Here is a 20831-nt window from a genome sequence, read left to right as displayed (position 1 = left end):
AATCGTCAGTATTCAATACATAAAAAGAAGACATTGATGAATACCATTAGCTCAAAATTCATCCTGGCTGAACGTTTTACATTCGTTCCCAACAATAACTCGTTGGTCGATAAAGAAAATGATAATGAAACTATTCGGCTAGGCAGTAACGAAAGTAGAATTCTATTGATGCTAGCCCAGCATCCCAATGAGGTCATTCGTCGTAATGAGCTCCATGATTTTGTGTGGCGCAAGCAAGGCTTTGAAGTCGATGATTCTAGTCTCACCCAAGCGATTTCGACGCTCAGAAAAATGCTCAATGACTCCACCAAATCACCGCGCTATATCAAAACCGTTCCTAAGCGTGGTTATCAGTTGATCGCTAGTGTAGAGCCTCTTCCTGCCATCAGTCCGGCTAAGTCAGACAAAGATGAGCCTCAAGATCAGTCGGAGGAGTTGCTGACACTTCAGGAAGAAGCATTGGTCGAATCGGCCCATGCTGTTGCTGAGTTTGAAAAGAATTCGCTCGATATAGTGTCCGGTCAAGAGACGCTATCGACGGCACAACCATCTTCTCAAAAAGCAAGTTGGAAAACCAAACTGTGTTTCCTGATCGCATTCATTTTGCCCATCATCGCAGTCACGTATCACGGGCCAACTTATTCTCAGTTCCGTAATTTAACGATTATTGATGACATTCCGATTAATACCCCCAAAAATCATCCTGATTTGAATTCGTGGCTGCCATCAATTGAACTCTGCGTGAAAAGATACCGGGCAGCGCATTCGATGGATGCGCCCCCAAGTCAGGTCATCGCAACCAATGGCCAAGACAACAAAATGATATTGAACTATGTCTACCCAATTGAACATAGTGATAAAAATGCCACCTTGAACATTGTTGTCAATCAAGAGGATCTCACGAAGGTATGCCAGTGAAAAAGATGAACCAACGCATTGCGACGATCACGCTGCTTGCATCTATTGTTCTAAGCGCTTGGCTATACTGGGGCAGTGATCTGAAACTCAAGCAACTGCTGACATCAAGTGAATGGCAGTCAAAAGTCGTCACCCTGATCGAAAGTAAAAATGAAGTCGCCTCTGTTGGTCCGCTCCGTCGGGTCGATGTACTCTCGAATGTAAAATATCTTCCCAACAAAACGTATATCCGCGTCTCCGTGATTCAGTTATATGCTAATGGGAAAGAACCGGAGAGTAAAATCGACATATCAGAAACCGGTACTTGGGAACTCAGTGAAAACTATCTACTGATCTCCCCGACAGAGTTTAAAGATGTTTCTTCTAGCGAGAGTAAAGATTTTACGCCGAAGCAATTAAATCTGATCAAGCAGTTTTTTAAAATGGATGCCCAGCAGAGCAGACGTGTTGATGTCATTGATAGTAAAACGCTCCTGCTGACCAGTCTGAATCACGACTCAACCATCCTCTTTAAAAACTAAGTCAGTTGAAGTCAGGGGGCTTGATTCAATCAGTCCCCTGACTCATGCAATGTACGTCAACTGATGGCGCATCGTGCACTTTAGTCAACTAAAGCTTCAACTCAGCCAGAAAAAGAAATTGTGTGAGATTTTTGCTTTTTAGATGTATTTTTATACGCTCACATTCACCCGGTTATCCCCATTTAAGAGTGGTATTCGTGCAAAAAATTAATATTCGTATTTTCTACTGTCGTCAATGCAATTGGATGCTGCGCGCATCTTGGTTAGCGCAAGAGCTACTCCATACATTCAGCGAAGAGATCGAGCAAGTTTCACTCTGCCCGGATACAGGCGGTCGTTTTGAAATATTCTGTAATGATATTCAGATTTGGGAGCGTCAGAAAGACCAAGGATTCCCCGATGCCAAAACGTTGAAACAACGCGTTCGGAATGTGTTCGATCCCGAACGGAATCTGGGGCATATTGATCGATAGACTGCTCTTCGGGCAGTTCCCGTATCCAGTGAGCCAAAGCGCCCTACTCAAGATCGTCTTCTTCAAGCATCCCATTGACGACAATATTATTGTAGCTAACCATGCCAATCACTTTTCCATGTTCAATGACGGGTGCCCGGCTGATGCCAAACCGCTCAAATAAACGAGCACAATATTTAACCTTCATATCAGGATCCACTGACAGCGCAGGTTTGGTCATGATCTCATAAATATTGGTCCGCTTTGATGAACGGTTACTGGCGAGCACTTTTTTGGCAATGTCATTCATCAACACAATCCCGAATTCATCATCATCGTGACGTTTATTGACAATCAAAGCTTTAACCTGCTGTTGCTTCGCAATCCGAATCGCTTCATAGACCGTCATCAAACCATCAACAAGGGCATAGGTATCGGTCATTACATCACGGACTCTCACGCTATCATGCCTATTCATAATTCGTCCTCAACGTATTTAGTTAACTTTTCAACCTGATGAGAGATGCCGACGACATCTTCAATATCAATCTGAAAGGCGATTCCCTGCCCTGATTCGGTTTCAAACTCCCCGACTTCATTAATTGTTTCCAAAATCTGACGAGACAAATGCTCTTCAACGACAAAGAGCACCATATCCTTCTGTACTTCCAATGTCAGGCCAAAAAAGGTGGTTTTCTGATTGAGTCCTTCTCCTCTGGCATTGTTGATCACTGTCGCACCTGTCGCTCCTGCTTGTCTGGCGGCGTCTAATACTTTGTCGGTTTTGCTATCTTCAACAAAGGCAACGATTAATTTAAAGCGCATTGTCTTTTTTCTCCATCAGAGAACGTTTACGGTTCAACCACTGTGTCACTTGCGCATATCCCATGACAGATATCATAGGAAAAAGGCTGGCAAATGCGATTAAACCAAATCCATCGATCAACGGACTCCGCCCCGGAACCGTTGATGCGAGTCCTAACCCCAGCGCCGTAACAACAGGCACAGTGACCGTTGATGTAGTGACGCCTCCGGAATCATAAGCTAAAGGAACAATCATTTTGGGGGCATAAAATGTCTGAATCACAACCAGCAAATAACCGATAATGATGTAATAGTGCAACGGGTCACCCACGACAATTCGGTAACTCCCCAACGTAATACCGAATGCCACCCCTAGAGCAACAGCAACCCTCAAACCATTCACACCAATAGAACCACCAGATACTTTATTCGCTTTAATCGCAACGGCAATCAACGACGGTTCCGCGATCGTCGTACTAAATCCGATACAAAATGCAAACAGATAAACCCAATAGTAATTGATCCAATGTTGAGGGTCTGCATCATTCAAGCGGACCTGAGCAAGAAATGAGGGCGCGGTCAACTGCTGTGCCATCATTTCCCCCAGCGGAAACAACGCAGCATCCAGCCCCATCAAGAAAAGAGACAGTCCCAGAATCACGTATCCAAAGCCAAGAATCACATGTGGTAAACGTGCAACCGGTTTACGTAATATAACCAACTGAAACACAAACAAAATGATTGCAATCGGTAATACATCCTGAATTGTGGTCCATAGAATTTGGAAGAAATGGGCAATGGTTATCATGCTATCGTCATCCCGAAAATCATCACAAAAATCATCGGGAGTAACGATGCAAACGCAATCAGCCCAAACCCATCCACCATGGGATTTCGCCCTTTAATCGAAGAGGCCAGCCCAACCCCTAATGCGGTCACTAAAGGAACCGTAATCGTCGATGTGGTCACCCCGCCGGAATCATAAGCTATCCCGATAATGGTTTCAGGCGCGAAAACGGTCAGGATCATGACACACGAGTAACCAAAGATAATCATCAAGTGAATCGACCACCCCTTCAGGATTCTCAATACCCCTAAAACGATGGCGAGGCCAACTGACAAAGCCACCGTTAATCGTAATCCCATGGTATAGTCGTTCATAGATTGTGCAGTCATCTCAATCACCCCCCCAGACGCTGCGACTTTTGCGGCCTCAGCTGCGACAGCGGTCAAAGCGGGCTCCGCAATCGTGGTTCCAAACCCCAAACAAAAAGCGAATCCTAATAACCCCAGCAAGCTCCCTTTCTTGGCAAGTGCCTGAGCCATACTTTCACCGATTGGAAACAATCCCATTTCCAGACCAAAAATAAAAAACGTCAAACCGAGAACAACGAATAACAACCCACCCAAAATTGAAATCAAATCTGGGAGAGGTTGTTGCAAAATGATCAACTGAAAAAATGCAATGACCAAAATAATCGGGAGTAGATCTTTAAAACTTCCCAGCATTACTTTGAGTAATGCAATGAATGCTTTCATTTCTCCTCACTTGAGCCAACTTGACAACCCCAATCCGAGAGAGGAAAAGGTATTGGTAACAGGCACCTTCGATAACCTGCATGGTATGGAATAGCTTGATTATATGATGACAGATCCGTACAAGATTGCGTGTGACTTTGCTAAATTCATCGACTAAAACCAAGAATCAATCACAAAAATATAACATCAACACCTCACCGGCATCGTCTCGCTACTTTCTGAAATCATTTATGATTATTCTATATATGATGAAATATAATGAATAAAACCAACGGATAGAATTACCTCAAACCATCACTGGTATATTCGATCAACATGAAATGGGTAGGATATGAAAATACTTATCACCGGCGGTTCGGGACTCATCGGCAAAGAATTGATCAAGCAGCTTATCACCCATGAACATGAAATTGTTGTCTTGACTCGCTCAGAGAAACAAACTCGAGAAAAGCTCAATCATCTCAACCATTATCCACTTGAATTGATCACCAGTTTAGATAACCTCCATGATCTCAACCATTTCGATGCTGTGATTAACCTCGCTGGCGAACCGATCGCCAACCGACGATGGACAGATGCCCAGAAACAAGCAATTTGCCAGAGTCGCTGGCAAATTACCGAAAAGCTTGTTGAGCTCATTCATGCCAGTTCATCCCCGCCATCCGTGTTCATCAGCGGTTCTGCCGTTGGCTTCTACGGCGATCAACAGGATCATCCGATTGATGAAAGCCTCCAGGTTCAAAGTCATGAATTCTCTCATTCGGTGTGTGTAACTTGGGAAAATATTGCCAAAAAAGCCGAATCAGAAAACACCAGAGTCTGCCTGCTCAGAACGGGGGTCGTTCTGTCATCGGATGGTGGCGCATTACAAAAAATGCTCTTGCCCTATCGATTCGGTTGCGGCGGTCCGATAGGTTCAGGCAATCAGTATCTTCCTTGGATTCACATTCATGATATGGTTCAAGGAATTCTCTTTTTATTAGCAACCACCTACGCTCACGGGCCATTCAACCTCTGTGCACCACATCCGGTACCGAACAAAATATTCAGTAAAACCCTCGCAAAAACACTACACAGGCCACACGTTATGTCGGTTCCTGCGTGGGCAATTCGGCTACTCATGGGAGAATCCGCTGCACTACTGCTCGATAGTACTCGTGCCAAACCCAAAAAATTAACTGAACTCGGATTTAAATTTCAGTACTCTCATCTGGAACCGGCACTCAAACAGGTTTTACAGGTATTGCCATAACATCAATCGATTGTGTGGCAATGACGGCATACCCAAGAGGAAAACATGTCTAAAACAATACTCATCACCGGATGTTCATCGGGTATCGGCTATGCCACTGCTCATGCTTTACACCAAAGGGGCTATCAGGTCATCGCCTCATGCCGACACATTGCAGATGTACAGCGGCTTCAAAATGAAGGCCTGACCGCCATTCATCTTGATGTCACCAATCCAGCAATCATTGACACAGCGATCGAGGAAGTGATGTCACTGACCAATCACCATCTCGATGCGCTGTTTAATAACGGTGCTTATGGTCAACCCGGTGCGCTGGAAGATTTATCCACTCAAGCAATGAGAGAGCAATTCGAAACTAACTTTTTTGGTTGGCATGATCTCACCACCAAACTGCTGCCGCAATTTCGGCGGCAAGGGCATGGCAGAATCATTCAGAATAGTTCGGTACTGGGATTTGCTGCAATGAAATATCGCGGTGCCTACAATGCCTCAAAATTTGCGATCGAAGGCTGGAGTGATACGCTGCGTCTCGAACTAAAACAGACCGACATTCATATCAGTATTCTCGAACCCGGGCCAATAGAGACGCACTTTCGCGAAAATGCACTGGCTGCATTCTTACGTTGGGTCTCTCCACAAAACAGCGTTCATGCGCAAGCGTATCAACAACAGATTGAGCGTCTGAATCAAGAAAAATCCAACAACCGGTTCACACTACCACCGGAAGATTGTCTGCCTTCAATTCTTCATGCTTTAGAAAGCCCCACGCCCAAAATCCGCTATCGAATTACCAGACCGACGCAAGTGTTTGCGGTGCTTAAACGTTTACTGCCAACCCGCTGGCTTGATGCCATTCTCAATAAAGCGGCTTAGAAGACTAAGAAGAAAGAATAGAGGAAGGCTGTCATGATTGTTTCATAATCACCTTCTAATATGCTCATTGTTCTCGACCGAGAGTGCCACATCTTCTGGAATAGGTAAAAATGAGTCTCAATCAGCTAAACTGGCTAAGTATTTGTGTTGTCGTTATTTTTCTAATCATGTTTTAATCGTGTCCCTTTCAGGCAAAAAGCCACCATCACATCAGTTTCAGCGCTGACTGCCACATATTTATCCATGGATATTTCGATTTCACTTGATTTTTAATCACCCGCCCATACTTATACCCTATCGCCCATTGAATTCAGGAAGTTCACCGTATGCATACACCACTTCACGTTGATGTCACCCAAGAAAATATCCGAGAACTATTAGAGGGCTCTTTTTCTGCACCGATCCTATTTTATTTTTGGGCACCGATGGACGAATCCAGTGCGGTACTGATCCAGCCCTTACAAGGATTAGTGCAGAAATATCAGGGAGCTTTTACACTCGCTTTACTGAATTGTCAGGAAGAACAAGCCATCGCGGCGCAGTTTGGCATTCAGTCGATCCCGACTCTAGCGCTATTTTCTCAAGGCCGTCCTGTGGATGGATTAGGGGGGCCACAAACCATTGAGTCAGTCACAGCTATGCTTGAGAAACATCTTCCCAGTCAGGATGAAATGAATTTGCAACAAGCACTGACGATGATAGAACAGCAAGAGTATGCTCAGGCGCTGACGTTGTTACAAGCACTCCCTGAAACGCTACAAAATAAAGGCGAAGTCAAACTTGCCTTAGCCAATTGCCTGCTCGAAACCCAGCAATTTGAAGCAGCGGAAGCGCTCTTACAACATATTCCGTTAGAGTTTCAGGATAACGAGTACAAAAGTTTGCTCGCTAAATTGGAATTACATCATCAAGCCGCCAATAGCCCGGAAATTGTTGCACTGGAAGACGCATTTCAGCGCTCGCCACAAGACATGAAACTCGCCTGCGAATTAGCGGCACAATACCATCAGGTGCAGCGGGATGAAGAAGCACTGACTCTTCTTTGGTCATTTTTAAGCGCTGATCTCAATACGCATGACGGGGAGATGAAAAAAATATTCATGGATATTCTGAGTGCGCTGGGACAAGGGAATCCACTAGCGGGTCAGTATCGTCGCAAACTCTATTCTCTGCTCTACTGATCTTACGCAGTTTACCGACGCGTGAACTACCAGCGATCACATTCACGGTTCACCGATGAGAGGACTGCCCTTTTAAATCATCAATAATGGGGCAGTCGCTGTTATCATCACCGGGACATTCAGCAATCCATTGTTCCAACTGAGACTGAATGAGCTGTAACTCATTCAGCTTACGAGTCACTTGAGTCAGTTTTTTTCGAGCTTCAGCTTTCACCGCACAACTTTTGCGACTCGGATCATTTGCCAAATGAACCAGTAACTTGCACTCTTCAAGATTGAAACCAACTCGTTTTGCTCGGGCGATCAACAGTAAATCATCGATGTGTGACTGCTGATAAACCCGATAGCCATTCTCCCCACGCAGCGGTGGAGATAAGATGCCTTTTTCTTCATAAAGACGGATTGATTTGGCTGTCAAACCGGTCAGCTTTGACACTTCACTAATATTCACCGAGACCTCCCTATGCCGTAGCATTCAAATAACGGCATGATGTATGTGTGATCAGGAAACTGACGCCATCAAGGCCATGAGATCTTGTTCTGATTTCACTTCGATACCGAGCTCCTGTGCTTTGGTCAGTTTAGAACCGGCATTGTCACCGGCAAATAACATATCCGTATTTTTAGACACACTACCCGTGACCTTTGCCCCCATCGCTTCAAGGGCAGCTTTGGCATCCTGACGAGATAACTCAGTCAACGTACCGGTCAAGACTACCGTTTTCCCAGCCAATGGCAACGCATCCGGTACTTCAGCGGTAACGATTTCCGGCCATGTAATCCCCATCGACAGTAAATCATCAACGACGTGCTGATTATTCTCTTCTGAGAAAAAAGCAATGATATGACTCGCGACAATCGAACCAATATCGTTCACTTCGATCAACGCCTCGTGTGTGGCATGGCGGACATTCTCCAACGTTAGAAAATGGCGCGCTAAATTGTTGGCTGTCGCCTCACCGACTTCCCGAATACCCAGTGAATATAAGAAGCGGGGTAAGGTGGTTGACTTCGATTGTTGTAAAGCTTGCACCACATTTTGTGCTGACTTAGGGCCCATCCGGTCAAGAACAGTTAATTGGCCCGCAGAAAGACGGTATAAATCAGCCGGTGTTTTGATCATCTCTTTATCCACCAGTTGCTCAATGACCTTATCTCCTAAGCCATCGACATCCATCGCTTTACGGGAGACAAAATGCTTCAGTGCTTCTTTTCGCTGTGCCTGACACACCAAACCACCGGTACAGCGTGTAACGGCTTCTCCTTCAACCCGTTCAACATCAGAATGGCAAATCGGACAATGTGACGGAAATACAATCTCCCGACAGTCGTCAGGCCGCTGTTCCGTAACAACAGAAACAATTTGCGGAATCACATCACCGGCGCGACGAATCACCACCGTATCACCGATACGAACGCCTAATCGGGCAATTTCATCTGCATTATGTAATGTCGCATTACTTACCGTCACCCCACCGACGAATACCGGTTCCAGTTTCGCAACCGGTGTAATCGCTCCTGTTCTACCGACCTGAAATTCAACATCTTTCAGCCGAGTCATTTCTTCTTGAGCAGGAAACTTATAGGCGATGGCCCAGCGTGGCGCTTTTGAGATAAATCCGAGTTGTTCCTGTAACGCAAGATCATCGACCTTAATCACCACACCATCAATCTCATAAGCCAGATTTTCCCGACGTTGCAATATGTCTTGATAGTACATCTTCACCATATCGAGATTCGCGACCTGAGCGGTTTCAGGACACATCGGCAGTCCCCACTGCTTTAACTGGGCCAGTCGTTCATAATGTGAAGATGCCAAAGTTGCACCTTCAATCACACCGATACCATAAGCGTAAAAACTAAGCGGGCGTTTTGCTGTAATTCGTGAGTCAAGCTGTCTCAAACTACCGGCGGCTGCATTCCTCGGGTTGACAAAAGTTTTCTCACCTTTCTTCATTGCAGCTTCATTGAGTGCTGCAAATCCGGCTTTGGGCATAAACACTTCCCCCCGAACTTCAATGCGAACCGGCCAGTCATCCCCTCTGAGTTTTAACGGAATTGCACGAATCGTTTTCACATTTTCGGTGATATTTTCCCCAGTGGTTCCATCGCCACGAGTTGCGGCCCGCACCAAAACACCATTCTCATAAAGCAAGCTGACGGCCAGACCGTCCAGTTTGGGTTCACAACAGAACAGTGCAATACGCTGTCCGGCTAAACGCTCATTTATGCGCCGCGAGAAGCTGTCCAATTCTTGATCGTCAAATGCATTATCTAACGATAGCATCGGGATCTCATGTTGAACCGTTTCAAAACCATCGAGTGGCATTCCTCCGACACGCTGCGACGGAGAATCCGGAGAAATCAACCCGGGATTCGCTTCTTCCAACGCGATCAGCTCTCTCATCAGACGATCATATTCTGCGTCAGGAATCGACGGATTATCTTCAACGTAATATAAAATAGAGTGATGGTGGAGCGTGTCCCGCAATTCTTGAATTTTTTGTTCTATGGTCTGCATGTTTACTTCTCGGATTCATGAAAAAAGGCTCCATGCCGGAGCCTCCTCACCAGATACTCAAACAACTTAATCAAGCTGTTGTTTGAGTATCTCTATACAATTAAACAGCTTGGGCTTTAAATGCCTGAATCTGACGCCGATAATCTGCAAGTTTGTCCGGCGTCATCAACAAGCGTTGATCATCAAGGACATTCCCGCCTAAATCATCGGCAATTTGCTGTGCTGTTTTCAGCATTAACTTAAAATTCTGTTCTGGATCGCCGTAACAAGGAAGCGTCATAAAAAATGAAATACCCTTGGTGGTAAACTCGTCCGGATTATCATGTTTCAACGTGCCGGGCTGCATAATATTGGCAACACTAAATAACACTTTCCCCGTTCCGGACAAATCAGCATGTCGATGATAAATGTCCATTTCACCATAGAGCAAACCGTTTTGTTGCAAGCTGTCAAACAGCTTAGTGCCAACGAAAGATTCGCTACCGGCACAATGTACATTGAGTACAATCACCTGATAACCCGGCTCATCACTACCACTGTCAGTTTGTTGCGCAGGATCGGCTGGTTGAATATCTTCGTCGTGTTCAACATGCTGGCGCATATTCGATTCGATACCAATTTCCGCCCCATGCTCAGCTTCAATATCAGCGATGGTCCGATGTTCCAAATCATATGACCGATTCTCTTCTTCAAGCACATACCCAGAAAATAGTGGATCGACTTTATCATGATGCGCATAGTCATCCATGAATGGGTCAGCCGTGTTATCGTCCAGTGAAAAGTCCGGTTCCTTACGCGATTTTTTGTGCTCGCTATCCTGCTGAAAAGCTCGGGTATTTTTTATCGATGATGCTTGTTCCTCTATTTTGCCTAATGGCTTATCTCCAAATTTCGACTTACTCTCTTTCCGGCTGGTCCACAGCCCATGAAAAAGTAATGCGGCGATGGCGAGTGCGCCAACGATGATGAGTACGAATCGCAATTCTTGCATCTTTAACTCTCAGTCTTCCCGATAACTTGCTTCTGAACAGAATCGCTTAAGTAAGAATGTCATGCTCAGAGATTCTCTCCACTGATCCACACACTTTAGCAAAAGTCACCCCTACATTTGAACAAATTAATGTTAGAACTGCGGGATTTTTCTGACTTTCATTCTATGTTGGGTCAGTTAGAATACATACAAACGCTTCACTTTCTTTTTAACAACAACACAGGGAAACAGAATGACGTTAAAGAAACGTTCAGGATTCGGCTATTTCTTCTTCGGTTTGAAACTGGCGGTCACCCCCGGAATCAGAAGATTTGTGATACTTCCTCTGCTGGCAAATGTGCTGCTGCTCGGAGGCGCACTCTATTATGTGTTTACGCAGATGGGAAACTGGCTCGATCAACTGATGTCTTATGTGCCTGACTTTCTGTCATGGCTGAACTACATCATTTGGCCACTGGCTGTCCTATCGATACTTTTTGTAACGATGTATTTCTTCAGCGCGATTGCCAATATTATTGCTTCCCCATTCAACGGTTTGTTGGCTGAGAAAGTTGAAAAACTGCTTGATGGTCATTCCGTAGATAATGAAGGCTTCTGGAGTTTTATCAAAGATATTCCCCGCGTATTTGCCCGTGAATGGCGCAAGCTACGCTACACCATTCCGAAAATGCTCGGCTTATTTATCCTGCTGCTGATTCCAGGAATAGGACAAACCATTGGGCCATTGGTCTGGTTCATTTTCACGGCTTGGATGCTCGCAATCCAGTATTGTGACTATCCTTTTGATAATCACAAAGTCAGCTTTAACACCATGCGTATGCAGTTGAAAGGCAAACAGGGGCGTGCTTATGGCTTTGGTATGCTGGTCACGATATTTACGACCATCCCGATCATCAACTTAATTGTGATGCCGGCAGCGATCTGCGGTGCGACGGCCATGTGGGTCAATGAATTTAAAGCCGAAACACTCAAATGACAAAGATGAAACCGATGGATTCCGCAAAAACTTGATGAGTGCAATAGAATGAAAATATAGCTCGGCATATTTAAGTATTCGTACAATTAAACCGAGTGGTGTAGCTTGGACAGTAAAGTTCAACAACCCCTATAAGATATAACTTTTTAATCCTTTCATCATATTAGCGGACATCCTATGCTCTACAGGTCTCCACAAAAAACGTGTTTTCGCTCAATAAAACAACACGAAAATGTGCAATAAAGGAATATAACAATGAGTAAGATTTTCGAAGACAACTCTCTGACCATCGGCAATACCCCACTCGTCCGTCTGAACAAAGTTAGTCAGGGTAACGTACTCGCTAAGGTAGAATCCCGTAACCCAAGTTTCAGTGTGAAGTGTCGTATCGGTGCAAACATGATCTGGGAAGCTGAAAAGTCCGGCAAACTCAAACCGGGTGTTGAACTTGTTGAACCAACCAGCGGTAATACCGGTATTGCACTCGCGTTTGTTGCTGCTGCCCGTGGCTACAAACTCACCCTGACGATGCCGGAGTCGATGAGTTTAGAGCGCCGTAAACTGCTAAAAGCACTGGGGGCTAACCTCGAGTTGACTGAAGCAGCAAAAGGGATGAAAGGTGCAATCAACAAAGCTGAAGAGATTGTTGCCAGTAACCCGGACAAATATCTACTGCTGCAACAATTTGATAACCCGGCTAACCCAGAAATTCATGAAAAAACCACAGGACCGGAAATCTGGGATGCAACTGACGGTGAAGTTGATGTATTCGTCGCAGGCGTCGGAACCGGTGGGACACTGACAGGAACCAGCCGCTACATCAAAGGAGAGAAAGGTAAAGCGATTATCTCTGTTGCCGTTGAACCAGAAGAGTCACCAGTCATTACTCAAGCTTTAGCCGGTGAAGAAATTAAACCCGCACCTCATAAGATTCAAGGTATCGGGGCAGGTTTTATCCCGGGTAACCTCGATTTATCTCTTATTGACCGTGTTGAACGCGTGACTTCTGAAGATGCAATTGAGATGGCGCGTCGCCTGATGGAAGAGGAAGGCATTCTCGCTGGAATCTCTTCCGGTGCAGCCGTTGTTGCCGCGAATCGTCTGGCAGAACTCCCTGAATTTAAAGGAAAAACAATCGTCGTAGTTCTACCGAGCTCCGGTGAACGTTACCTCAGTACCGCACTATTTGCAGGGATATTTACAGAGAAAGAGAACCAACAGTAATATGTGGTGAAATCAATTTTTCTATGAAAAAAGCCCCTAATCGGGGCTTTTTTGTTGATCCTTGCCCAGCCTTTGGTAATATCAGACTTGCTTTATTTTTAGGTTCGAAATAAAGAACACAAGAAGCACTGTGTTATCTTCTGTCTCGCAAACTAGCGTAATGAGGTGACAACAGCTAAGCTTCATTTGGTTCTAAACTAAGAAAAAAATAAATTAAATTGGGGTATATACAATGTACGAGAAGCAAGTAGAAATCACTGCTGAAAACGGCCTTCACACTCGTCCTGCTGCACAGTTCGTGAAAGAAGCAAAAGAATTTGATGCTGAAATTACCGTCACTTCAAACGGAAAAAGCGCCAGTGCGAAAAGCCTATTCAAACTACAAACACTCGGCCTTGTCAAAGGTACTGTTGTTACCATCTCTGCTGAAGGTGCTCAAGCGAAACAAGCTGTTGATCACCTCGTTGCTTTGATGGATCACCTTGAATAATTCGAAGCACTGAATTTTGAAGCCATTTTACTATAATTGTAGAATGGCTTTTGTTCATGATATATGACAAATGCTAACGATATTGTTAGCATTTAGTTTTGTAATCTCTCAATAAAATTGACCAGTTTAAGGTATGGCTATGATTTCAGGCATCCTAGCATCTCCTGGTATTGCTATCGGTAAAGCATTACTACTTCAAGAAGACGAAATCGTCCTTAACACCAACACTATCTCAGACGCTCAAGTAGAAACTGAGGTACAACGATTCTACGACGCACGCGATAAATCCAAAGCGCAGTTGGAAGTAATTAAACAAAAAGCGCTTGAGACATTTGGCGAAGAAAAAGAAGCTATTTTCGAAGGCCACATCATGCTGCTTGAAGATGAAGAGCTGGAAGAAGAAATTTTAGCCCTCATCAAAAACGATAAGCTCCCTGCTGACAACGCTATTCATACCGTTATCGAAGAACAGGCTGCGGCTCTGGAATCATTAGATGATGAATACCTGAAAGAGCGTGCAACTGACATTCGCGATATCGGTAACCGCTTTGTTAAAAATGCATTGGGTATCAATATTGTGAATCTAAGTTCGATCAACGAACAAGTCATTCTTGTTGCCTACGATCTGACGCCTTCAGAAACAGCACAAATCAACCTCGATTATGTTTTAGGTTTCGCAACAGACATCGGTGGTCGGACATCCCATACATCGATTATGGCCCGCTCTCTTGAGCTGCCAGCGGTCGTTGGTACTAATGATATCACCAGTTATGTAAAAAATGGCGACATGCTCATTTTAGACGCGATCAACAATAAGATCGTCATCAATCCTTCGGAAGATGAACTCACTGAAGCAAAAAGCGTTCGTGAAAAGTTCTTTGCCGAAAAAGAAGAGCTGGCCAAACTGAAAGATTTACCTGCGGAAACTCTTGACGGACACCGTGTTGAAGTCTGCGGTAACATCGGTACCGTGAAAGATTGTGACGGTGTGATGCGTAACGGTGGTGAGGGTGTCGGTCTGTACCGTACTGAATTCCTGTTCATGGATCGCACATCTCTGCCGACCGAGCAAGAACAGTACGAAGCTTATAAAGAAGTTGCAGAAACCATGCAGAGCGAATCAGTCATTATTCGAACCATGGATATCGGTGGCGATAAAGATTTGCCATATATGGACTTGCCAAAAGAGATGAACCCATTCCTTGGCTGGCGTGCAATTCGAATCAGTCTGGACCGCCGTGAAATTTTACGTGATCAGCTTCGTGCGATCCTGCGAGCTTCAGCTCACGGTAAGCTACGTATTATGTTCCCGATGATTATTTCTGTTGAAGAAATCCGAGAATTAAAAGATGCGATTGAATCTTATAAAGCTGAACTGCGTGAAGATGGTCATGATTTCGATGAATCGATTGAAGTCGGTGTCATGGTAGAAACACCAGCAGCAGCAGCGATTGCTCACCATCTGGCAAAAGAAGTTTCATTTTTCTCCATCGGTACCAACGACCTGACACAATATACGCTGGCCGTTGACCGTGGCAATGAAATGATTTCTCACCTATATAACCCACTGTCTCCAGCCGTGCTGAATGTGATTAAGCAAGTGATTGATGCTTCTCACGCAGAAGGGAAATGGACTGGGATGTGTGGTGAGCTTGCCGGTGATGAACGGGCAACATTACTTCTTTTGGGTATGGGACTTGATGAATTCTCAATGAGCGGAATCTCTATCCCGAAAGTGAAAAAAGTGATTCGTGAAGTAGACTATAAAGCAGTCAAAGCGATGGCGGAGGAAGCACTCTCTCTCCCTACAGCAAAAGAAATTGATGCTTGTGTAGAGAAGTTTATCTCAGAAAAGTCACAATAATGATATAAGCATTTGCAGTGGGTGAACAAAAGTGGTCGCCTACTGCATATCATTAGTATACTATAACCCGAAAGAATAAATTCAAACTTTAGGAGCTGACACAATGGGGCTGTTTGACAAACTTAAAAAGTTAGTATCTGACGACAGTGCTGACACAGGCGCAATTGAAATTATTGCACCGCTATCCGGTGAAATCGTAAATATTGAAGATGTGCCTGATGTCGTTTTCGCTGAAAAAATCGTTGGAGATGGCATTGCTATCAAACCATCTGGAGATAAGATGGTCGCTCCTGTGAACGGCACAATTGGTAAAATCTTCGAAACCAATCATGCATTTTCTATTGAATCAGAAGATGGTGTCGAGTTGTTCGTTCACTTCGGTATCGATACTGTTGAACTGAAAGGCGAAGGTTTCAAGCGTATCGCAGAAGAAGGTCAACCTGTAAAAGCGGGTGACACTGTGATTGAATTTGATCTTGCTCTTCTGGAAGAGAAAGCAAAATCAACGCTAACGCCTGTTGTGATCTCAAACATGGATGAAATCAAAGAACTGAACAAACTCTCTGGTTCAGTTGTTGTTGGTGAAACACCAGTACTACGTGTGACCAAATAAACTCAACAACATAATGAGAATGTTCATTCATTAAACGCTGCCCCAAAAGCAGCGTTTTTTATATGTCATGTATCTCGATATCTCATTCTGCTTTTCACGACAGACCTATCGCATAACGCAACACTTGTTTTTTAAGCATCCCAGAATGATTTGCCAATTTTAAAGCGATATTTCTAACGATTTTGACTGCTGTATGACTGTTGCTAAAGGTTTTATAGAATATATCCATTCCTGTTTGCATTAGTAAATTATCCGCTCTTCTGCGCTGTTCATAACGCACAAAAACACTTTCGTCGAGCGTACTCGCTTCTGAAAGCTGCTTGAGCAAACATATGACATCTTTAAAACCGAGATTCACGCCTTGTCCTGCAAGTGGATGAATCGTATGAGCCGCATCACCAATCAACACACACCGCTTAGCAACATATTGATGTGCATGCCGCCGCGTCAAAGCAAATGAACCATGCTGCACCACCTCAACTTCACCAAGCTCTTTGGGAAAATACGCTTGGATTTCCTGCGCCAGTTGTGTGGCAGATAACTGACTCAACTGACGAATTCGCTGCGGCGTATCGTACCAAACGAGCGAAGCCTGATGACCACTCAACGGTAAAAATGAACGCGGACCGGAGGGATAGAAGCGTTGCCAGGTGACATCCTGTTGTGGCAGTGCCGTTTTTACATGAATCAACATACAGTGTTGACGATAGTCCCATGCAGTAACCCCGATATGGGCGAAATCACGCACCTGAGAATGAGCACCATCCGCACCGATCACCCACTGAGCCTGAATCACCTGACCGTCATCAAGATGTAAGCAATTCGCCTGCTCACCAAAATCAATGTGCTTTAATCGGCTCGGACACTGCACCGTCAAGTTAGGATATTGCGAAAACGCCTGCCAGATACCGAGCTGGATGACTCGATTCTCAACCATATAACCCAACTGTTCCAACCCGATATCGTGGGCAGCAAAACTGGTTCTACATTCAACAGATTCCCATGTTTCAAGCCGACGGTAGGGACACACCCGCATCGACTCAACGTGTTGCCACACTCCCAATGACTCAAGCAGTTTGACCGAAGCCATTGAGATAGCGGACACCCGAACATCCATAGGCTGAGCGGCATCAAAAGGCTGTGGCTGATGGCTTTCCAGTAAAACAACTTTTTTACCCTGCTTTGCCAGCCCCAAGGCTAAGGCCGCACCGACCATGCCACCACCGACAACAGCAACTTGATATGTTTCCATAATGCTGACTACTTATGACTAATTTTGACATCTGTGATTGTACGGATTCACGGTCATCTTGAGAACTGATTTTGTCTTATTCACTCGGTAAGACCAAGATATTGCGAATGATTTAACAGTAAATAATGCCGAACTTCTGATGGCTGTTTTCATTGTATATTGTGATCAGTGTTAAACACTGGTCAGCAGGTTTTGAAAACAGTACAATACGCCGCTTACCGTCAGTACGGTAATTTCAGTATATACTAGGGGCATGGGCTCCAAAGCATTCAGACAGACAAAACGAGCGAAAGTGAGATGAGTAAGAAACTGCTAATTAAAACCTGGGGTTGCCAAATGAATGAATATGATTCATCCAAAATGGCCGACCTACTCAATGCAGCGAGTGGCTATGAGTTAACAGAAGAACCAGAGGAAGCAGATGTCCTACTATTGAATACCTGTTCAATCCGAGAAAAAGCTCAAGAAAAAGTATTCCATCAATTAGGTCGCTGGAAAAATTTAAAAGATAATAAACCGGGCGTTGTCATCGGCGTCGGTGGTTGTGTTGCCACTCAAGAAGGTGATCATATCCGTGAACGGGCACCATTCGTTGATGTTATATTTGGGCCACAAACCCTGCACCGCCTGCCGGAAATGATTAAGCAGTCTCAATCTACCGAAGCGCCCGTCATGGACATTTCATTCCCGGAAATTGAAAAATTCGACCGTCTGCCTGAACCTCGGGCTGATGGGGCAACAGCCTATGTTTCCATCATGGAAGGCTGTTCAAAATACTGCACTTACTGTGTAGTACCATATACGCGGGGTGAAGAAGTCAGTCGTCCGATGGATGATGTGCTGTATGAAATTGCTCAACTTGCCGAACAAGGTGTTCGTGAAGTCAATCTGCTCGGCCAGAACGTCAATGCGTATCGCGGTGCAACACACGACGGTGAGATTTGCTCATTTGCAGAACTATTGCGTTTGGTCGCATCGATTGATGGTATTGACCGAATCCGTTTCACCACCAGCCATCCGTTGGAATTTACCGACGATATTATTGCGGTTTACGAAGATACTCCTGAATTGGTGAGCTTCCTGCACCTACCCGTACAAAGTGGTTCCGATCGTATTTTGACAATGATGAAACGCCCACATACGGCCATTGAATATAAATCCATCATTCGCAAACTTCGCAAAGCACGTCCGAATATTCAAATCAGCTCTGATTTTATCATCGGCTTCCCCGGAGAATCAGATAAAGACTTTCAGGACACGATGAAACTGATTCGAGATGTAGACTTTGATATGAGTTTCAGTTTTATCTTCTCTCCTCGCCCGGGTACGCCGGCAGCAGATTACCCTTGTGATCTGAGCGAAGAAGTTAAGAAAGAGCGCCTTTATGAATTACAGCAAACCATTAATAGTCAGGCCATGCGCTACTCGCGTCTGATGTTAGGTACCGAGCAACGTATTCTGGTTGAAGGCCCGTCGAAAAAGAATTTAATGGAATTACGCGGTAGAACAGAAAACAATCGCGTTGTGAATTTTGAAGGCTCAGCAGAACTGATCGGTCAGTTTGTTGATGTCAAAATTGTAGATGTTTTCCCGAACTCTCTGCGCGGTGAATTAATTCGTACCGAGCAAGAAATGGATCTACGCGTTGTCACTTCTCCGCTGGAGATAATCCAAAAGACACGTCGAGAAAATGAACTGGGAGTTGCTACGTTTACCCCTTAGTCTCGAACAATTCACCATCCGGTTTCCGGTCAAAATCGGAAACCCGCGGATGGCACATGAGAGGTCACATTGAGTAATAAAATTATCACACTGGAAATCAGCCTAGAACCATCCGATAACCGTCGCCTTGCAAGTCTGTGTGGGCCGTTTGACGATAATATAAAGCAGCTTGAACGTCGTCTGGGCGTTGAAGTCAATTACCGAAACCACCAGTTCACCGTCGTTGGTAAACCGCATACCGCAACGGCCGCCATCGATATTCTCAAAACTCTTTATGTGAATACGGCGCCGCTCAGGGGACAGATTCCGGATATTGAGCCTGAACAAATTCACCTAGCTATCAAAGAGTCCGGTATTCTGGAACAGAATACTGAATCTTCCTTTGAGCACGGGAAAGAAGTCTTCGTCAAAACGAAGAAAGGGATGATCAAACCCAGAACACCGAATCAGGCGCAATATCTGATGAATATGGTGACGCATGATATTACTTTTGGTGTCGGCCCCGCCGGGACAGGGAAAACATATCTTGCCGTGGCTGCTGCCGTTGATGCACTCGAACGACAAGAAATTCGCCGTATTCTGTTAACACGCCCGGCAGTTGAAGCGGGTGAGAAACTCGGATTTCTCCCGGGTGATCTCAGCCAGAAAGTCGATCCTTACCTGCGACCACTGTATGATGCTCTGTTTGAAATGCTTGGCTTTGAACGGGTTGAAAAGCTGATTGAGAGAAACGTGATTGAAGTGGCTCCTCTCGCCTATATGCGAGGCCGGACACTCAACGATGCATTTATTATCCTGGATGAAAGTCAGAATACCACGGTCGAACAGATGAAAATGTTTCTGACCCGTATCGGTTTCAATTCAAGAGCAGTCATCACCGGTGATGTCACTCAAATTGACTTGCCTCGTGGTGCCAAATCAGGGCTTCGTCACGCGGTAGAAGTGCTGAGTGAGGTCAATGAAATCAGCTTTAATTTCTTCCAAGCAGATGATGTCGTTCGTCATCCAGTTGTTGCCCGGATTATCAATGCTTATGAAAAATGGGAAGCTCAGGATCAAAAAGAGCGAAAAGAATACGAGAGAAGACGCCGCGAAACACAACAGAGCCGCGCAGCTGAAGAGCAGCAAGACGCTTCACCAACCGTACCGGAGTCTGACCAGTCATGAGTATTGTACTTGATTTACAAGTTGCAGTAGAACATCCGGAAACCATTCCCTCTGAAGCGGATTTTTCTCGTTGGCTCACGGCTGCTGTATCCCCTTTTCAGACCCAGACAGAAGTCACCATTCGAATTGTTGACCATGCTGAAAGTCAGCAGCTAAACTATCAATATCGCGGAAAAGACAAACCGACCAATGTGCTGTCATTTCCGTTTGAATCACCACCGGGTGTAACACTTGATCTGTTAGGTGATCTGGTGATTTGCCGCGAAGTTGTCGAACAAGAATCCGATGAGCAGCATAAACCGTTGCTCGCTCATTGGGCGCATATGGTTGTACATGGTAGCCTTCATCTGTTAGGTTATGATCATATCGACGATGACGAAGCTGTAGAAATGGAGTCACTCGAAACAGAAATCATGTTGAAATTGGGTTATCAAGACCCATATTTAACAGAGAAATAGTAGAGCAGATGAG

General features: G+C 44.9%; 22 protein-coding genes. 14 read left to right on the top strand and 8 right to left on the bottom strand.

Going from position 1 to position 20831, the window contains the following annotated elements; all coding sequences use genetic code 11:
- The first annotated feature begins 36 nt into the window (after positions 1-36).
- The 3 genes from VRK_RS04560 to VRK_RS04550 all read left to right on the top strand — a co-directional run bounded on the left by VRK_RS04560 (position 37) and on the right by VRK_RS04550 (position 1912).
- Complete coding sequence (locus VRK_RS04560; RefSeq protein ID WP_059120293.1) at positions 37-918, top strand: transcriptional regulator; 882 nt, start codon at positions 37-39, stop codon at positions 916-918.
- Between the two features lie 5 nt (positions 919-923).
- Positions 924-1439: a regulatory protein ToxS gene (locus tag VRK_RS04555; protein ID WP_059122644.1), complete on the top strand. Its 516-nt coding sequence runs from the start codon at positions 924-926 to the stop codon at positions 1437-1439.
- A gap of 197 nt (positions 1440-1636) precedes the next feature.
- On the top strand, positions 1637-1912 hold the full coding sequence (locus tag VRK_RS04550) for an Rdx family protein (RefSeq protein WP_059120292.1): 276 nt from the start codon (positions 1637-1639) through the stop codon (positions 1910-1912).
- 43 nt (positions 1913-1955) lie between these two features.
- Here the strand turns inward: VRK_RS04550 and VRK_RS04545 are convergent, their stop codons facing one another.
- Genes VRK_RS04545 through VRK_RS04530 form a run of 4 tightly spaced genes read right to left on the bottom strand, consistent with a single transcriptional unit; the run spans position 1956 to position 4234 of the window.
- Positions 1956-2369 carry a CBS domain-containing protein gene (locus VRK_RS04545; RefSeq protein ID WP_059120291.1) on the bottom strand — a complete coding sequence of 138 codons (414 nt, stop codon included), beginning with the start codon at positions 2367-2369 and terminating at the stop codon, positions 1956-1958.
- Positions 2366-2716, bottom strand: coding sequence for a P-II family nitrogen regulator (locus tag VRK_RS04540; RefSeq protein WP_021019454.1), 351 nt, complete (start codon positions 2714-2716; stop codon positions 2366-2368). The genes VRK_RS04545 and VRK_RS04540 overlap by 4 nt, the downstream gene beginning before the upstream one ends.
- Positions 2706-3503, bottom strand: a complete 798-nt coding sequence (locus VRK_RS04535; RefSeq protein ID WP_059120290.1) for a DUF1538 domain-containing protein — start codon at positions 3501-3503, stop codon at positions 2706-2708. Before VRK_RS04535 ends, VRK_RS04540 begins: the two co-directional genes overlap by 11 nt.
- Positions 3500-4234, bottom strand: a complete 735-nt coding sequence (locus tag VRK_RS04530) for a DUF1538 domain-containing protein (RefSeq protein ID WP_059120289.1) — start codon at positions 4232-4234, stop codon at positions 3500-3502. Before VRK_RS04530 ends, VRK_RS04535 begins: the two co-directional genes overlap by 4 nt.
- Positions 4235-4565: 331 nt before the next feature.
- Between VRK_RS04530 and VRK_RS04525 the strand changes: the two genes are divergently transcribed.
- From VRK_RS04525 to VRK_RS04515, 3 genes are all read left to right on the top strand, one after another.
- Positions 4566-5486 carry a TIGR01777 family oxidoreductase gene (locus tag VRK_RS04525; RefSeq protein WP_059120288.1) on the top strand — a complete coding sequence of 307 codons (921 nt, stop codon included), beginning with the start codon at positions 4566-4568 and terminating at the stop codon, positions 5484-5486.
- Between the two features lie 45 nt (positions 5487-5531).
- The gene (locus VRK_RS04520) at positions 5532-6359 is read left to right on the top strand and encodes an SDR family oxidoreductase (RefSeq protein WP_059120287.1); all 828 of its coding nucleotides are present in this window, start codon (positions 5532-5534) and stop codon (positions 6357-6359) included.
- Positions 6360-6685: 326 nt separating this feature from the next.
- Positions 6686-7540: a co-chaperone YbbN gene (locus VRK_RS04515; protein WP_059120286.1), complete on the top strand. Its 855-nt coding sequence runs from the start codon at positions 6686-6688 to the stop codon at positions 7538-7540.
- A gap of 49 nt (positions 7541-7589) precedes the next feature.
- Here VRK_RS04515 and cueR read toward each other — a convergent pair whose 3' ends face one another.
- The 3 genes from cueR to zipA all read right to left on the bottom strand — a co-directional run bounded on the left by cueR (position 7590) and on the right by zipA (position 11052).
- Positions 7590-7991, bottom strand: a complete 402-nt coding sequence (gene cueR, locus VRK_RS04510; RefSeq protein WP_059120285.1) for a Cu(I)-responsive transcriptional regulator — start codon at positions 7989-7991, stop codon at positions 7590-7592.
- A 51-nt stretch (positions 7992-8042) separates the two neighbouring features.
- On the bottom strand, positions 8043-10061 hold the full coding sequence (gene ligA / locus VRK_RS04505; protein ID WP_059120284.1) for an NAD-dependent DNA ligase LigA: 2019 nt from the start codon (positions 10059-10061) through the stop codon (positions 8043-8045).
- 100 nt (positions 10062-10161) lie between these two features.
- The gene (gene zipA / locus VRK_RS04500; RefSeq protein WP_059120283.1) at positions 10162-11052 is read right to left on the bottom strand and encodes a cell division protein ZipA; all 891 of its coding nucleotides are present in this window, start codon (positions 11050-11052) and stop codon (positions 10162-10164) included.
- Between the two features lie 232 nt (positions 11053-11284).
- Here zipA and cysZ point away from each other — a divergent pair, with 232 nt between their 5' ends.
- The 5 genes from cysZ (at position 11285) to crr (ending at position 16219) form a co-directional block, all read left to right on the top strand.
- Positions 11285-12028 (top strand): sulfate transporter CysZ, encoded by a 744-nt coding sequence (gene cysZ, locus VRK_RS04495; RefSeq protein WP_059120282.1) that lies wholly within the window; start codon positions 11285-11287, stop codon positions 12026-12028.
- Between the two features lie 255 nt (positions 12029-12283).
- Positions 12284-13252: a cysteine synthase A gene (gene cysK, locus VRK_RS04490; protein WP_059120281.1), complete on the top strand. Its 969-nt coding sequence runs from the start codon at positions 12284-12286 to the stop codon at positions 13250-13252.
- Positions 13253-13484: 232 nt separating this feature from the next.
- Positions 13485-13742 (top strand): HPr family phosphocarrier protein, encoded by a 258-nt coding sequence (locus VRK_RS04485; RefSeq protein WP_021019443.1) that lies wholly within the window; start codon positions 13485-13487, stop codon positions 13740-13742.
- Positions 13743-13881: 139 nt separating this feature from the next.
- Positions 13882-15606 carry a phosphoenolpyruvate-protein phosphotransferase PtsI gene (gene ptsI / locus VRK_RS04480; RefSeq protein WP_059120280.1) on the top strand — a complete coding sequence of 575 codons (1725 nt, stop codon included), beginning with the start codon at positions 13882-13884 and terminating at the stop codon, positions 15604-15606.
- Positions 15607-15709: 103 nt separating this feature from the next.
- Entirely contained in the window at positions 15710-16219 is a 510-nt protein-coding gene (crr, locus tag VRK_RS04475; RefSeq protein ID WP_059120279.1) for a PTS glucose transporter subunit IIA, read from the top strand.
- 94 nt (positions 16220-16313) lie between these two features.
- Here crr and VRK_RS04470 read toward each other — a convergent pair whose 3' ends face one another.
- Entirely contained in the window at positions 16314-17471 is a 1158-nt protein-coding gene (locus tag VRK_RS04470; RefSeq protein WP_059120278.1) for a 2-octaprenyl-3-methyl-6-methoxy-1,4-benzoquinol hydroxylase, read from the bottom strand.
- 297 nt (positions 17472-17768) lie between these two features.
- Between VRK_RS04470 and miaB the strand changes: the two genes are divergently transcribed.
- From miaB to ybeY, 3 genes are all read left to right on the top strand, one after another.
- A complete protein-coding gene (gene miaB / locus VRK_RS04465) occupies positions 17769-19193 on the top strand; it encodes a tRNA (N6-isopentenyl adenosine(37)-C2)-methylthiotransferase MiaB (protein WP_059120277.1) in 1425 nt (474 codons plus the stop codon).
- A 69-nt stretch (positions 19194-19262) separates the two neighbouring features.
- The gene (locus VRK_RS04460) at positions 19263-20360 is read left to right on the top strand and encodes a PhoH family protein (RefSeq protein ID WP_059120276.1); all 1098 of its coding nucleotides are present in this window, start codon (positions 19263-19265) and stop codon (positions 20358-20360) included.
- Positions 20357-20818 carry an rRNA maturation RNase YbeY gene (ybeY, locus tag VRK_RS04455; RefSeq protein WP_059120275.1) on the top strand — a complete coding sequence of 154 codons (462 nt, stop codon included), beginning with the start codon at positions 20357-20359 and terminating at the stop codon, positions 20816-20818. Before VRK_RS04460 ends, ybeY begins: the two co-directional genes overlap by 4 nt.
- The last annotated feature ends 13 nt before the right edge of the window (positions 20819-20831 follow it).

Source organism: Vibrio sp. MEBiC08052, assembly GCF_001506075.1.
Classification (GTDB): Bacteria; Pseudomonadota; Gammaproteobacteria; order Enterobacterales; family Vibrionaceae; genus Vibrio.
Note: the sequence above shows the minus strand (reverse complement) of the source record. Positions and strands in the feature narration are given on the sequence as shown.

Excerpts from the sequence above, each read along its gene's own strand:
- VRK_RS04560 (WP_059120293.1), top strand. The coding sequence starts at position 37 with ATGAATACCATTAGCTCAAAATTCATCCTGGCTGAACGTTTTACATTC.
- VRK_RS04555 (WP_059122644.1), top strand. The coding sequence starts at position 924 with ATGAACCAACGCATTGCGACGATCACGCTGCTTGCATCTATTGTTCTA.
- VRK_RS04545 (WP_059120291.1), bottom strand. The coding sequence starts at position 2,369 with ATGAATAGGCATGATAGCGTGAGAGTCCGTGATGTAATGACCGATACC.
- VRK_RS04540 (WP_021019454.1), bottom strand. The coding sequence starts at position 2,716 with ATGCGCTTTAAATTAATCGTTGCCTTTGTTGAAGATAGCAAAACCGAC.
- VRK_RS04535 (WP_059120290.1), bottom strand. The coding sequence starts at position 3,503 with ATGATAACCATTGCCCATTTCTTCCAAATTCTATGGACCACAATTCAG.
- VRK_RS04530 (WP_059120289.1), bottom strand. The coding sequence starts at position 4,234 with ATGAAAGCATTCATTGCATTACTCAAAGTAATGCTGGGAAGTTTTAAA.
- VRK_RS04525 (WP_059120288.1), top strand. The coding sequence starts at position 4,566 with ATGAAAATACTTATCACCGGCGGTTCGGGACTCATCGGCAAAGAATTG.
- VRK_RS04520 (WP_059120287.1), top strand. The coding sequence starts at position 5,532 with ATGTCTAAAACAATACTCATCACCGGATGTTCATCGGGTATCGGCTAT.
- VRK_RS04515 (WP_059120286.1), top strand. The coding sequence starts at position 6,686 with ATGCATACACCACTTCACGTTGATGTCACCCAAGAAAATATCCGAGAA.
- ligA (WP_059120284.1), bottom strand. The coding sequence starts at position 10,061 with ATGCAGACCATAGAACAAAAAATTCAAGAATTGCGGGACACGCTCCAC.
- zipA (WP_059120283.1), bottom strand. The coding sequence starts at position 11,052 with ATGCAAGAATTGCGATTCGTACTCATCATCGTTGGCGCACTCGCCATC.
- cysZ (WP_059120282.1), top strand. The coding sequence starts at position 11,285 with ATGACGTTAAAGAAACGTTCAGGATTCGGCTATTTCTTCTTCGGTTTG.
- cysK (WP_059120281.1), top strand. The coding sequence starts at position 12,284 with ATGAGTAAGATTTTCGAAGACAACTCTCTGACCATCGGCAATACCCCA.
- VRK_RS04485 (WP_021019443.1), top strand. The coding sequence starts at position 13,485 with ATGTACGAGAAGCAAGTAGAAATCACTGCTGAAAACGGCCTTCACACT.
- ptsI (WP_059120280.1), top strand. The coding sequence starts at position 13,882 with ATGATTTCAGGCATCCTAGCATCTCCTGGTATTGCTATCGGTAAAGCA.
- crr (WP_059120279.1), top strand. The coding sequence starts at position 15,710 with ATGGGGCTGTTTGACAAACTTAAAAAGTTAGTATCTGACGACAGTGCT.
- VRK_RS04470 (WP_059120278.1), bottom strand. The coding sequence starts at position 17,471 with ATGGAAACATATCAAGTTGCTGTTGTCGGTGGTGGCATGGTCGGTGCG.
- miaB (WP_059120277.1), top strand. The coding sequence starts at position 17,769 with ATGAGTAAGAAACTGCTAATTAAAACCTGGGGTTGCCAAATGAATGAA.
- ybeY (WP_059120275.1), top strand. The coding sequence starts at position 20,357 with ATGAGTATTGTACTTGATTTACAAGTTGCAGTAGAACATCCGGAAACC.